The sequence below is a fragment of the Pantoea sp. Cr_R13 genome (assembly GCF_029222565.1).
Taxonomy (GTDB): domain Bacteria; phylum Pseudomonadota; class Gammaproteobacteria; order Enterobacterales; family Enterobacteriaceae; genus Pantoea; species Pantoea eucalypti.
Map to the genome: position 1 here is coordinate 366744 of NZ_JARHXL010000018.1, position 13179 is coordinate 379922.

Below are 13179 nucleotides of genomic sequence, written 5' to 3' on the forward strand. Positions count from 1 at the left end.
CTCTAATTCAGCATCCCGCTTTAAAGCCGCACTATTCTACTCTGCGCCTGATAGCAACGCAAATGCCCCATCAGCGAAAAGTGGCCGCACGACTTAATCCTGATACTCAACCACTAAACGACGCGGCGCAAGACGCCCATCAGCGGCAATTTCTGCCATGCCGATAAACTTACGCGCTTCGCCTTCTGATACCCTGACCAGTCCCTGTGCAGGCGCATTACTCGCCTGTACTGGCTGTCCCAGGCGGAACAAATCTGCCACGGCAGTCGGGATATTCACTTCAGGGAAATCAGAGGCCGGGCTGTCCATTGGCAACAGCAGCGGATCAAGCTGCGATTCCAGTGAGATGCCAGCGTCAGTGGCTTCCGCCAGCAGGGTATTGAGTTGCTCCAGCGTCACCATCCTTTCATAGGGATAACGGGCAACCTGCACACGACGCAGCATGGTGACATGCGCACCGCATCCCAGCTTTTCACCCAGATCATCAATGATGGTGCGGATATAGGTGCCTTTGGAGCAGTGAATTTCCAGCTCCAGCTCATTATCCTGCCAGCGAATAAACTGCAGCTCATAGACCGTAATCGGACGCGGTTCTCGCTCAATCACAATGCCCTGACGCGCATACTCATACAGCGGACGTCCCTGATGCTTCAGTGCCGAAAACATTGAGGGCACCTGCAGCGTTTCGCCGCGGAAGCTCTCCAGGGCGCTATCGAGTTCGGCATGACTGAAGCTGACCGGACGCGTCTGCACGATGTTGCCATCGGCGTCTGACGTGTCAGTCCGCTCGCCCAGCCGGGCTATCACACGGTAGCGTTTGTCGGAATCCAGCAGATATTGGGAAAACTTGGTTGCTTCACCCAGGCAAATTGGCAACATGCCAGTGGCCAGGGGATCAAGCGCGCCGGTATGTCCTGCGCGATTAGCGTTGAAGATACGCTTTACTTTCTGCAGGACATCATTCGACGAGACGCCTTGTGGCTTATCCAGCAACAACACGCCATGGACGTCGCGACCGCGACGACGCGGACGACTCATTACGCCTCCTCGTCATCGCCAGTGGCGTCAGGACCACGACGTTCAGCATCATTCTTCACAACGCTGGTGACGAGATTGGACATACGCATCCCTTCAACTAACGAGTTATCGTAGAAGAAGGTCAGCTCAGGCACGATGCGCAGACGCATCGCTTTACCTAGCAGAATGCGAATATAACCTGACGCTTCTTTCAGCGCTTTCAGGCCATGTTTAATGGCATCTTCATCTTTGTCGTTGAGGAAAGTGACGAACACTTTTGCGTAGGCAAGATCGCGTGACACTTCAACGCCAGATACCGTGACCATCATGCCGAGACGTGGATCTTTAATCTCACGCTGCAGGATCATCGCAATCTCTTTTTGCAGCTCTTGTGAAACGCGCTGCGGGCGACCAAATTCTTTCGCCATCATTATTTCTCCCAAATAATTCGGGAGGCCAGAGGCCTCCCAAATTGCAACACATCAGCAGTCTATTACTCGATGGTGCGTTTAATTTCGATGATTTCAAACACTTCGATCATATCGCCAACGCGAACGTCGTTGTAGTTCTTCACGCCGATACCGCACTCCATGCCGTTACGCACTTCGTTGACGTCATCTTTAAAGCGACGCAGAGATTCCAGCTCGCCTTCGTAAATCACCACGTTGTCACGCAGGACACGGATTGGATTGTGACGTTTGATGTTACCTTCCGTCACCATACAACCGGCAATGGCGCCAAACTTCGGTGATTTGAATACGTCGCGGACCGCAGCCAGACCAATGATCTGCTGTTTGTACTCTGGTGCCAGCATACCGCTCATCGCCGCTTTAACTTCGTCAATCAGGTTATAGATGACAGAGTAGTAGCGCAGATCCAGGCTTTCTGCGTCAATGACGCGACGCGCAGAGGCATCGGCACGAACGTTGAAGCCAAGCAGAATGGCGTTAGAAGCAGCCGCCAGGGTCGCATCGGTTTCGGTAATCCCGCCTACGCCTGAACCTACAATCTTCACCTTAACTTCATCGGTGGAGAGTTTCTGCAGAGAATCAGAGATGGCTTCGACAGAACCCTGAACGTCAGCTTTCAGAACGATGTTCAGTTCAGATACTTCGCCTTCGGTCATGTTAGCAAACATGTTCTCGAGCTTAGATTTCTGCTGACGAGCCAGTTTAACTTCGCGGAATTTGCCCTGACGATAGAGTGCAACTTCGCGTGCTTTCTTCTCGTCACGTACCACGGTCGCTTCATCACCCGCAGCCGGCACACCGGACAGGCCCAGAATCTCAACCGGGATAGACGGACCCGCTTCCATGACTTCGCGACCCAGTTCGTCACGCATTGCACGAACACGGCCATATTCGAAACCACAAAGAACGATGTCGCCTTTGTTCAGCGTACCTTCACGTACCAGCACGGTGGCAACCGGACCACGACCTTTGTCGAGGAACGATTCAATCACCACGCCGCTCGCCATACCTTCACGGATAGCGGTCAGTTCCAGAACTTCCGCCTGCAGCAGGATAGCGTTTAACAGATCATCAATGCCGGTACCCGCTTTCGCAGAGACATTCACGAACATGTTTTCGCCGCCCCACTCTTCCGGAATGATACCGTACTGAGTCAGTTCGTTTTTAACACGATCCGGATCCGCTTCTGGCTTATCGCACTTGTTCACGGCAACCACAACCGGCACTTTCGCGGCTTTGGCGTGCTGAATAGCTTCAACAGTCTGTGGCATTACGCCATCGTCTGCTGCAACGACCAGGATAACGATGTCGGTAGCCTGCGCACCACGTGCACGCATCGCGGTAAACGCGGCGTGGCCCGGGGTATCCAGGAAGGTGACCATACCGTTGTCAGTTTCAACGTGGTAAGCACCGATGTGCTGTGTAATGCCGCCCGCTTCGCCAGAGGCGATTTTAGTGGAGCGGATATAGTCCAGCAGAGACGTTTTACCGTGGTCGACGTGGCCCATGATGGTAACAACCGGCGCACGAGACTCCTGCGCAGCATCGGTATCACGATCGTCCATTACCGCTTCTTCCAGCTCGTTTTCACGACGCAGGGTCACTTTGTGGCCCATCTCTTCGGCAACGAGTTGTGCAGTTTCCTGATCGATCACCTGGTTGATGGTCGCCATTGCGCCCATCTTCATCATCGCTTTGATGACCAGAGAACCTTTCACTGCCATTTTGTTAGCCAGTTCGGCTACGGTAATGGTTTCGCCAATCACAACATCACGGTTAACGGCCTGCGCTGGCTTGTTGAAGCCCTGCTGCAGTGCGCTAGGTTTGCGATGCTTGCCGCCTTTACCACCACGAACCTGCGCACGCGCTTCTTCACGGTCGGTTTTGGCTTCAGAGTGTTTGTTGCCTTTTTTCGCTGGACGCGCAGCTTTAGCAGTCGTCCGCGCACGCGCACGACCTGCTTCAACCTGACGGTCGTTTTCATCTTCCGCCTGACGGGCATGGGTAGAAGTGGTGACGTGATAGTCGCCTTTATCCTCTTCTTCCGGTTTTTCCCATTCAGCTGATTTCTCTTCAGCCAGACGGCGGGCTTCTTCGGCTACGAGGCGGGCAGCCTCTTCCAGCTTACGGCGCGCTTCTTCTTCAGCTTTACGCTTCAGTTCAGCAGCTTCTGCTTCGCGACGGGCTTTGTCTGACTGCGCAGCCTTTGTCACTTCGTCGGTAGGTTGATTTGTCACTTTGTCATTTTCCGCTGCTGCACGTTTGGCCTTATCAGCGGCTTCGCGCCTTGCTTTGTCTTCGGCTTCACGTTGCGCTTTCTGTTCAGCTTCGCGACGGGCTTTTTCTTCAGCCTCGCGTTGCGCCTGCTCTTCCGCTTCACGCTGCGCCTCGGCTTCAGCTTCTGCCTGAGCTTGCTCAGACTCTGCATCACCTTTCACATAGGTACGCTTTTTGCGGACTTCAATTTGCACCGACTTACTTTTACCCCCGGTGCCTGGAATATTCAAGGTGCTGCGCGTTTTACGCTGCAACGTCAGCTTAGCTGAACCGACCTGACCGTGTTCACGGTTCAGATGAGATAGTAAGGTTTCTTTCTCTTGCTGGCTCACCGCGTCATTTTCAGACTTAGGGATACCCGCATCAGCAAATTGCTGTACCAGGCGATCGACCGGAGTCTGAATTTCTGCGGCCAGCGATTTTACGGTTACATCTGTCATGCTGTTCCTTCCTGTTATTACGCGTCATCGCCGAACCAGCAGATATTACGTGCGGCCATAATCAGCGCGCCGGCTTGTTCATCAGACAGGCCTTCAATATCCGTCAGATCGTCAACACCTTGCTCAGCGAGATCTTCCAGCGTGCAAACGCCTTTCGACGCCAGGCGGAACGCCAGCGCACGATCGAGGCCTTCAAGATTCAGAAGATCCTCAGCGGGCTCCTGATTTCCAAGACTCTCTTCTTTCGCCAGTGCCAGGGTGGTTAACGCATTTTTTGCTCGTTCACGCAGGGCTTCAATGGTCTCTTCGTCGAGGCCGTCGACTTCCAGCAGCTCGTTGATTGGCACGTATGCCAGCTCTTCCAGCGAGGAGAAGCCCTCTTCCACCAGTACGGTGGCGAACTCTTCGTCGATGTCGAGATGTTTAGTGAACATATCGATCGCTGCATGTGCTTCAGCCTGATGCTTAGCCTGCAGATCATCGACGGTCATCACGTTCAGCTCCCAGCCACTCAGCTGCGAAGCGAGACGCACGTTTTGGCCGTTACGGCCGATCGCCTGAGCCAGATTGCCAGCTTCTACGGCGATATCCATGGTGTGATTATCTTCATCAACCACGATTGACGCCACATCGGCCGGAGCCATGGCGTTGATAACAAACTGTGCCGGGTTATCGTCCCACAGCACGATATCAATACGCTCGCCACCCAGTTCACTGGACACTGCCTGAACACGCGCGCCGCGCATGCCCACACAGGCACCGACCGGATCGATACGTTTGTCGTTGGTTTTGACTGCAATTTTAGCGCGCGAACCCGGATCACGGGCAGCTGCTTTAATTTCAATCAGTTCTTCGCCAATTTCTGGCACCTCGATCCGGAACAGTTCAATCAGCATTTCGGGTTTCGAACGCGTCACGAACAGCTGCGCGCCACGCGCTTCCGGACGTACAGAGTAGAGTACGCCACGAATACGATCGCCTGGGCGGAAGTTTTCACGCGGCAGCATATCTTCGCGCAGAATGACCGCTTCGGCATTGCTGCCTAAATCGAGGGAAATGTTGTCGCGGTTAACTTTCTTCACCACACCGGTGATGATTTCGCCTTCCTGCTCACGGAACTGATCAACCACCATTGCGCGCTCAGCTTCGCGCACTTTTTGCACGATAACCTGCTTAGCAGTCTGGGTGGTGATACGGTCAAAGGTGACCGATTCAATCTGATCTTCGACATATTCGCCCAGATTGAATGCTTCATCTTCGAAGCGGGCCGCATCCAGCGTGATCTCGCGCGTCGGCTGTGTCACCTCTTCAACGATTTCCCAGCGGCGGAAAGTATCGAAATCGCCACTGCGGCGATCAATGCTGACGCGTACCTCAATTTCCTGCTCGTACTTTTTCTTGGTCGCAGTCGCCAGCGCGCTCTCCAGCGCTTCGAAGATTTTCTCACGCGGCAGGGCTTTTTCGTTAGAAACGGCTTCTACAACAGCTAAGATCTCTTTGTTCATCCTGGTTAGCCTCAATCCGGACTTTTAAAAGTGGGGGACCAGGTTCGCTTTCTGAATATTACTCAGCGCGAACACTTCATCGCTACCCTCAACGTGCACCGTGATCATCTCGCCATCAACTGACTTGATGGTTCCCTGCCATTTACGGCGGTTCTGAACGGCCATACGCAACACCAGGCTCACTTCTTCACCCATAAAGCGGGTGTAGTGTTCAGCGGTGAACAGAGGACGATCGAGTCCCGGTGAAGAGACTTCAAGGTTGTAAGGAACAGTAATAGGATCTTCAACATCCATTACCGCACTTACCTGGTGGCTGACATCGGCGCAATCATCGACATTGATGCCATCTTCACTATCAATATAGATGCGCAGGATAGATGTGCGACTACGAACGAATTCAATTCCAACCAGTTCGTAACCCAGCGCTTCTACGGGAGCCGATACCAACTCTGTCAATTTTTGCTCTAATGTGGACAAGCCCACCCCCAAGACATAAAAAAAGGGCCTATAGCCCAGTATTACGATTCGCTAATAACAAAAAACCCCGAATATTCGGGGCTTTTAATCACTGGACCCTGTATGCCGCAATGCGGCCCGGACTCCATCCAAAGAATTTTCTTTCAAAAAATAGCCGTGAATGCGTCCGTCGATGCATACAGTATATTTGAAAAAGAACTCAAAGGGAAAGTGGTTGCGGGGGCCGGATTTGAACCGACGACCTTCGGGTTATGAGCCCGACGAGCTACCAGGCTGCTCCACCCCGCGTCCGAAAACGTGGCGAATAATACGCCAGACCTGCATAAAATGCAAGTGATACTACGATTTGGTACCGAGGACGGGACTTGAACCCGTAAGCCCAATCGGGCACTACCACCTCAAGGTAGCGTGTCTACCAATTCCACCACCACGGCACTGCACTGACCACAACGATTCGTTGTGCTGACGACCTTACTTAGGAATATCGCTGCCCGGTGTAACCGGTTGAGCTGGCTTTTCAGTCTGTTGAGAAGACTGCGCCGGCGCAGAAAGATTTTCCCACTCGCTTCCTTTTGACGCTTTATTGCTGTTCAGATTACCCAGAACCAGGCTGATGATGAAGAACAATGCCGCTAAAATGCCAGTAGTACGGGTCATGAAATTACCTGAACCCGAAGAACCAAACACTGTACCGGATGCGCCTGCACCGAATGAGGCTCCCATATCAGCGCCTTTGCCTTGCTGCAGCATGATCATACCCACGAGGGCGATAGCTACAATAAGGAAAACAACTAAAAGAGCTTCGTACATATTCAACCTGTTCCTTGCACGATAATCGTACAGTTAAAGCTTCACCAGTATTGATGGGGAGTATCGTCATCACCCATCAGAAGCGGGTGTGAATACTAACCAAAGGCGCATATCTCTGCAAGTGCAATTTTTACTACCCGAACTGATTGCAGAAAAAAGCGCCATCCCGGTGATTTTACAGGCAGTTCCACACTCTGCAGACTGCCTGTTGCTGTTTTAAACGGCCTTGACCTGATCGGCGATGCGATTCGCCAGTTCGGTGACCTGCGCCTCATTTTCGCCTTCGACCATCACACGAATCAATGGCTCGGTGCCGGACTTACGCAGCAGAACACGTCCGCGACCTGCCAGCGCTTTTTCCACTTCCGCGGTCACGGTTTTGACGGCATCGCTTTGCAGCGGATCGTGTTCACCTGCAAAGCGCACGTTGACCAGAACCTGCGGCAGCATTTTCATTCCACTGCAGAGATCGTGCAGGCTCATGTGGTTGCGCACCATTGCAGTAAGTACTTGCAAACTTGCAACGATACCGTCGCCGGTCGTGGTTTTATCGAGCAGGATCACATGACCGGAGTTCTCAGCACCGAGACGCCAGCCCTTCTCCTGCATCTTTTCCAGGACATAGCGGTCACCCACTTTGGCGCGGGTAAACGGAATGCCAAGCTGCTTCAGCGCTAACTCCAGCCCCATGTTACTCATCAGCGTACCCACTACGCCGCCGCGTAACTGGCCCTGGCGCAATGCTTCACGTGCAATGATATAGAGGATCTGGTCGCCATCCACTTTGTCGCCCAGATGGTCAATCATCATGATACGGTCGCCGTCGCCGTCGTAGGCCAGACCAATATCGGCTTTATCGGCCAGCACACGCTGCTGCAGCAGTTTGAGATCGGTGGCACCGCACTCTTTATTAATGTTCATACCATCTGGCTGGACACCAATAGCAATGACGGTCGCACCCAGTTCACGCAATACATTCGGCGCGATGTGGTAGGTGGCGCCATTGGCACAGTCGACCACAATTTTCAGGCCATTGAGATTCAGTTCGCTGGGGAATGTCCCTTTGCAGAACTCAATGTAACGCCCTGCTGCATCCACGATGCGGCTGGCACGGCCTAACTGCGCTGATTCAACACAGGTAATCGGCTTTTCCATCTCCAGCTCAATCGCTTCTTCAACGTCATCAGGCAATTTGGTGCCTTCGGAGGAAAAGAACTTAATCCCGTTGTCGTCAAACGGGTTGTGCGACGCCGAAATCACAATGCCCGCCTCTGCGCGGAAAGTGCGGGTAAGATAGGCGATGGCGGGCGTCGGCATCGGGCCGGTAAACGCCGCTGTCAGGCCTGCCGCAGCGAGGCCTGCTTCCAGCGCGGACTCCAGCATGTAGCCAGAGATACGGGTATCTTTACCAATAATGATCTTCTTAGAACCATGGCGCGCCAGCACTTTACCTGCGGCCCAGCCGAGCTTCAGGACAAAATCGGGGGTAATGGGGGTTTCACCGACTTTGCCGCGAATGCCGTCTGTACCGAAATATTTACGATTACTCATGATACTCCTTTTGCTCTTCGGGTCGCTTCGACCACGCGCATCGCTTCGGCCGTCTCTTTTACGTCATGCGCGCGAATAATCTGCGCGCCCTGCATGGCAGCAATCACCGCACAGCTCAGGCTGCCGGTTAAACGCTGTGACGGGCCGACATTTAACAGCTGACCAATCATTGATTTACGCGACATCCCTACCAGCAGCGGCAGACCGAAGTGGTGAAAATCGCCCAGATGAGCCAGCAGTTCATAATTGTGGCTGAGATTTTTACCGAAACCGAAGCCCGGGTCGAGTATCAGCCGCTCTTTTTTAATTCCTGCCGCTTCACAGCGTGCAATCTGCTGAGCGAAGTAAGTGTCCACTTCGCTTAAAATGTTTTCGTAAACCGGTGCCTGCTGCATGGTGCGCGGCTCGCCCTGCATATGCATTAAACAGACGGGAAGTCCGGTAGCGGCTGCAGCGTCGAGCGCGCCTGGTTCAGAGAGTGAGCGAACGTCATTAATGATGTGAGCACCCACTCGCGCAGCTTCCCGGATGACCTGGGCTTTAGAGGTGTCTACCGAAATCCAGACTTCAAAACGCTGGGCGATGGCTTCGACCACCGGAATCACCCGCTCCAGCTCTTCCTCCACACTCACTTCATCAGCGCCAGGACGGGTTGATTCACCGCCCACATCGATAATGGTGGCGCCTGTATTAACCATCTCATTGGTATGCGTCAGCGCATCAACCAGCGCGTTATGTTTACCACCATCTGAAAAGGAGTCCGGCGTGACATTCAGAATGCCCATCACATGCGGGAAAGATAAATCGAGATGGGAATCACGGGCAAACAACTTCATGGTGAAAACTCCTGGCTGATCAATATCTGGATGTAAAAAACCCCGGACCAGCCGGGGTTTTGTCTGACGATGTGGCGTCTTATTTGTTGTACTGCTCTGACATGGTATTGCCTGGGTTTGGCGTACGCGGTTCATCAACCGGACGTGGCGCCTTTGGCGTACCGTTGCTGTCTGAGTTGCTGCCTGGATCTTCCCAGCCTGCAGGCGGACGCACTTCGCGGCGTGCCATCAGGTCGTCGATCTGCGGTGCATCAATGGTTTCATACTTCATCAGCGCGTCTTTCATCGCGTGAAGGATATCCATGTTCTCACCCAGAATGCGGCGAGCACGCTGGTAGTTGCTGTCGATCAGGTGTTTGACTTCCTGGTCGATGATGCGGGCAGTTTCATCAGACATGTGTTTCGCTTTCGCGACAGAACGTCCAAGGAACACTTCACCCTCTTCTTCTGCATATAGCAACGGACCCAGTTTTTCAGAGAAGCCCCACTGCGTCACCATGTTACGTGCCAGGTTAGTCGCGACTTTGATGTCGTTAGACGCACCGGTAGAAACACGTTCTGCACCGTAGATGATCTCTTCTGCCAGACGACCGCCGTAAAGCGTTGAAATCTGGCTTTCCAGTTTCTGACGGCTGGCGCTGATCGCGTCGCCTTCAGGCAGGAAGAAGGTCACACCCAGCGCACGGCCGCGCGGGATAATCGTAACTTTATGCACCGGATCATGCTCTGGCACCAGGCGACCAATAATCGCGTGGCCGGCTTCGTGGTAAGCCGTTGACTCTTTCTGCGATTCCGTCATCACCATGGAGCGACGTTCCGCACCCATCATGATTTTATCTTTCGCTTTCTCGAACTCAACCATCGACACCACACGCTTATTTGAACGGGCGGCGAACAGCGCTGCTTCGTTCACAAGGTTGGCCAGATCGGCACCGGAGAAGCCTGGAGTACCACGTGCAATGATCGCTGCATCGATATCAGTAGCCAGTGGCACACGACGCATATGCACTTTCAGGATCTGTTCACGACCGCGTACATCGGGCAGGCCTACAACAACCTGACGGTCAAAGCGGCCCGGACGCAGCAGCGCAGGGTCCAGTACGTCAGGACGGTTAGTCGCGGCGATAACGATAATACCTTCGTTACCTTCGAAACCATCCATCTCAACCAGCATCTGGTTCAGCGTCTGCTCACGTTCATCATGACCACCGCCTAAACCGGCGCCACGCTGACGACCGACGGCATCGATTTCATCGATGAAGATGATGCACGGTGCCGCTTTCTTAGCCTGTTCGAACATGTCGCGCACACGGGATGCACCGACACCAACAAACATTTCCACAAAGTCAGAACCGGAGATAGTGAAGAAAGGCACCTTCGCTTCGCCAGCAATCGCTTTTGCGAGCAAGGTTTTACCGGTACCCGGTGGCCCCACCATCAGAACGCCTTTTGGAATTTTACCGCCCAGCTTCTGGAAACGGCTCGGCTCACGCAGATATTCCACCAGCTCAGCCACTTCATCTTTCGCTTCGTCACAACCTGCGACGTCAGCAAAAGTGGTTTTAATCTGGTCTTCCGTCAACATGCGGGCTTTGCTTTTGCCGAAGGACATCGCGCCCTTTCCGCCGCCGCCCTGCATCTGACGCATAAAGAAGATCCACACACCGATCAGCAGCAGCATCGGGAACCACGAAATGAAGATTGAAGCCAGCAGGCTTGGTTCTTCCGGCGGTTCGCCAACCACTTTGACGTTTTTGGTCAAGAGGTTATCGAGCAACTTAGGATCATTGACAGGAATGTAGGTGGTATATTTATTGCTGTCTTTTTTGACAACGTTAATTTCACGCCCGTTAATGCGTGCCTCGCGGACCTGATCCTGGTTCACTTCCGACAGGAAGGTTGAATAATCAACCCGACGGCCATTCGACTCGCTGGGCCCAAAGCTCTGGAATACTGACATCAGCACGACCGCGATGACTAACCAGAGAATCAGGTTTTTCGCCATGTCACTCAAGGGATTAACCTCATATTACATCGGTGTTAACAGATAGCGTAGGGTACTATAGTTCCTGCATACATGGAATCGCAGCAACGCTGCGGACTTCTCCAGCAATTTGGTTATAGTTTGCGCCCAGTCGCCACAATGTACACTTCACGTGAACGAGAACGTGAAGCGTCCGGCTTACGAATTTTTACTTTCGTAAACAGGGAGCGAATTTCCCGCAGGTATTCATCGAAGCCATCTCCCTGAAACACTTTCACTACAAAACTGCCGCCAGGTGCCAGGATATCCCGACACATCTCCAGCGCCAGCTCCACTAAATACATCGACCGGGGAATATCTACGGCAGGTGTACCACTCATATTCGGCGCCATGTCGGACATGACAACCTGAACTTTCTGATCGCCAACGCGCTCAAGCAGCGCATTGATCACCGATTCTTCACGAAAATCGCCCTGAAGGAAATCGACACCGACTATTGGATCCATTGGCAGGATATCACAGGCAATGACGCGCCCTTTGTTCCCGATTTGCTGTACCACATATTGCGACCAGCCACCGGGTGCGGCACCCAGATCTACCACGGTCATACCGGGTTTGAACAGCTTGTCACCCTGTTGTATTTCATCAAGTTTAAACCAGGCGCGCGAGCGCAACCCTTTTTTATGCGCCTGGAGCACATATTTATCGCTAAAGTGTTCCTGAAGCCAGCGGCCGGAGCTGGCTGAACGCTTTTTACCCGTCATATTATTTCCAACTAAATCGTCATCGTAGCGATAAACCTGCACGCAATGGGTTGCGTCGATTTGGTGATATACCCGAGATGGCGGTAGAATGAACCGTTTTCAATCCCTGAGTAAGTAAAAAACTACGATGAATCTAAGTACCAAACAAAAACAGCACCTCAAGGGCCTCGCCCATCCACTTAAGCCAGTGGTTATGCTGGGTGGCAACGGCCTGACTGAAGGCGTGCTGGCCGAAATCGAGCAGGCTCTGGCGCATCACGAACTGATCAAGGTAAAAATCGCCTCGGAAGATCGTGAAACGAAACAGCTGATCGTTGAGGCTATCGTGCGTGAGACCGGTGCCAGCAACGTACAGGTGATCGGCAAAACGCTGGTGCTGTATCGCCCCTCTAAAGAGAGCAAAATTTCTCTGCCACGTTAAGTGGGCAAAGAAAGTGACATGCTCTTACCTCAGATAAAAGGCCGCGATGCGGCCTTTTTCTTTTCTTTACATTGTGCTTTAACGCTTTTCAAAGCGTAGCAACATCTTAAAGGTATTCCACCTTCAGGATTTCGTACTCAACGTCGCCGCCTGGGGTTTTAACAATAGCCACATCATCGGCCTCTTTTCCCACCAGGCCACGCGCCATTGGCGAATTGACCGAAATCAGATTTTGCTTAAAGTCCGCTTCGTCATCGCCCACGATACGATAAGTCGACTCTTCGTCGGTCTCGACATTCAGTACGGTCACCGTTGCGCCGAAAATTACGCGGCCAGTTTTAGGCATCTGGGTGACGTCGATCACCTGCGCATTGGAGAGTTTGGCTTCAATCTCCTGAATACGCCCTTCACAAAAACCCTGCTCTTCACGCGCAGCATGGTATTCCGCGTTCTCTTTTAAATCGCCGTGTTCGCGTGCGTCAGCGATAGAGGCGATAATGCGCGGGCGCTTCACGGTTTTCAGCTCGTTCAGCTCTTCGCGCAATCTTTCAGCGCCTCTTAACGTCATCGGAATCTGATTCATTTAAGCTCCTCGCCCTCTTTCCTGTTAACGATGTCATCCTGACC

The 13179-nt window shown here is 53.0% G+C and carries 12 protein-coding genes and 2 tRNA genes; 1 reads left to right on the forward strand and 13 read right to left on the reverse strand.

The features are described 5' to 3' along the window. Window positions 1-93: 93 nt before the first annotated feature. From truB to rlmE, 12 genes are all read right to left on the reverse strand, one after another. Complete coding sequence (gene truB / locus P2R09_RS18620) at window positions 94-1038, reverse strand: tRNA pseudouridine(55) synthase TruB (protein ID WP_275771898.1); 945 nt, start codon at window positions 1036-1038, stop codon at window positions 94-96. Next, the gene (gene rbfA / locus P2R09_RS18625) at window positions 1038-1445 is read right to left on the reverse strand and encodes a 30S ribosome-binding factor RbfA (protein WP_033731320.1); all 408 of its coding nucleotides are present in this window, start codon (window positions 1443-1445) and stop codon (window positions 1038-1040) included. Before rbfA ends, truB begins: the two co-directional genes overlap by 1 nt. A gap of 65 nt (window positions 1446-1510) precedes the next feature. Continuing rightward, window positions 1511-4204 (reverse strand): translation initiation factor IF-2, encoded by a 2694-nt coding sequence (infB, locus tag P2R09_RS18630; RefSeq protein ID WP_003851068.1) that lies wholly within the window; start codon window positions 4202-4204, stop codon window positions 1511-1513. Between the two features lie 17 nt (window positions 4205-4221). Next, window positions 4222-5709, reverse strand: coding sequence for a transcription termination factor NusA (gene nusA / locus P2R09_RS18635; RefSeq protein WP_003851070.1), 1488 nt, complete (start codon window positions 5707-5709; stop codon window positions 4222-4224). 24 nt (window positions 5710-5733) lie between these two features. Then, complete coding sequence (rimP, locus tag P2R09_RS18640) at window positions 5734-6186, reverse strand: ribosome maturation factor RimP (protein ID WP_010251795.1); 453 nt, start codon at window positions 6184-6186, stop codon at window positions 5734-5736. Window positions 6187-6397: 211 nt separating this feature from the next. After that, window positions 6398-6474: transfer RNA gene (locus P2R09_RS18645), tRNA-Met, on the reverse strand. A 59-nt stretch (window positions 6475-6533) separates the two neighbouring features. After that, a tRNA-Leu gene (locus P2R09_RS18650) sits at window positions 6534-6620 on the reverse strand. Between the two features lie 37 nt (window positions 6621-6657). Further along, window positions 6658-6996, reverse strand: a complete 339-nt coding sequence (secG, locus tag P2R09_RS18655) for a preprotein translocase subunit SecG (RefSeq protein ID WP_003851074.1) — start codon at window positions 6994-6996, stop codon at window positions 6658-6660. Between the two features lie 216 nt (window positions 6997-7212). Then, window positions 7213-8547 carry a phosphoglucosamine mutase gene (gene glmM / locus P2R09_RS18660; protein WP_275771900.1) on the reverse strand — a complete coding sequence of 445 codons (1335 nt, stop codon included), beginning with the start codon at window positions 8545-8547 and terminating at the stop codon, window positions 7213-7215. Continuing rightward, window positions 8544-9383, reverse strand: a complete 840-nt coding sequence (gene folP, locus P2R09_RS18665) for a dihydropteroate synthase (RefSeq protein ID WP_275771902.1) — start codon at window positions 9381-9383, stop codon at window positions 8544-8546. The genes glmM and folP overlap by 4 nt, the downstream gene beginning before the upstream one ends. Window positions 9384-9462: 79 nt before the next feature. Next, entirely contained in the window at window positions 9463-11388 is a 1926-nt protein-coding gene (gene ftsH, locus P2R09_RS18670) for an ATP-dependent zinc metalloprotease FtsH (RefSeq protein WP_033743100.1), read from the reverse strand. Window positions 11389-11501: 113 nt separating this feature from the next. Continuing rightward, window positions 11502-12131 carry a 23S rRNA (uridine(2552)-2'-O)-methyltransferase RlmE gene (gene rlmE, locus P2R09_RS18675; RefSeq protein ID WP_008925419.1) on the reverse strand — a complete coding sequence of 210 codons (630 nt, stop codon included), beginning with the start codon at window positions 12129-12131 and terminating at the stop codon, window positions 11502-11504. Between the two features lie 127 nt (window positions 12132-12258). Here rlmE and yhbY point away from each other — a divergent pair, with 127 nt between their 5' ends. Continuing rightward, entirely contained in the window at window positions 12259-12552 is a 294-nt protein-coding gene (gene yhbY, locus P2R09_RS18680; protein WP_008925418.1) for a ribosome assembly RNA-binding protein YhbY, read from the forward strand. Between the two features lie 106 nt (window positions 12553-12658). Here the strand turns inward: yhbY and greA are convergent, their stop codons facing one another. Beyond that, the gene (greA, locus tag P2R09_RS18685; RefSeq protein WP_003851087.1) at window positions 12659-13135 is read right to left on the reverse strand and encodes a transcription elongation factor GreA; all 477 of its coding nucleotides are present in this window, start codon (window positions 13133-13135) and stop codon (window positions 12659-12661) included. Window positions 13136-13179 lie beyond the last annotated feature (44 nt).

What these genes read in the sequence shown, in the direction of transcription:
- truB (WP_275771898.1), bottom strand. Translation starts at nt 1,038, where the DNA reads ATGAGTCGTCCGCGTCGTCGCGGTCGCGACGTCCATGGCGTGTTGTTG.
- rbfA (WP_033731320.1), bottom strand. Translation starts at nt 1,445, where the DNA reads ATGGCGAAAGAATTTGGTCGCCCGCAGCGCGTTTCACAAGAGCTGCAA.
- infB (WP_003851068.1), bottom strand. Translation starts at nt 4,204, where the DNA reads ATGACAGATGTAACCGTAAAATCGCTGGCCGCAGAAATTCAGACTCCG.
- nusA (WP_003851070.1), bottom strand. Translation starts at nt 5,709, where the DNA reads ATGAACAAAGAGATCTTAGCTGTTGTAGAAGCCGTTTCTAACGAAAAA.
- secG (WP_003851074.1), bottom strand. Translation starts at nt 6,996, where the DNA reads ATGTACGAAGCTCTTTTAGTTGTTTTCCTTATTGTAGCTATCGCCCTC.
- glmM (WP_275771900.1), bottom strand. Translation starts at nt 8,547, where the DNA reads ATGAGTAATCGTAAATATTTCGGTACAGACGGCATTCGCGGCAAAGTC.
- folP (WP_275771902.1), bottom strand. Translation starts at nt 9,383, where the DNA reads ATGAAGTTGTTTGCCCGTGATTCCCATCTCGATTTATCTTTCCCGCAT.
- ftsH (WP_033743100.1), bottom strand. Translation starts at nt 11,388, where the DNA reads ATGGCGAAAAACCTGATTCTCTGGTTAGTCATCGCGGTCGTGCTGATG.
- rlmE (WP_008925419.1), bottom strand. Translation starts at nt 12,131, where the DNA reads ATGACGGGTAAAAAGCGTTCAGCCAGCTCCGGCCGCTGGCTTCAGGAA.
- yhbY (WP_008925418.1), top strand. Translation starts at nt 12,259, where the DNA reads ATGAATCTAAGTACCAAACAAAAACAGCACCTCAAGGGCCTCGCCCAT.
- greA (WP_003851087.1), bottom strand. Translation starts at nt 13,135, where the DNA reads ATGAATCAGATTCCGATGACGTTAAGAGGCGCTGAAAGATTGCGCGAA.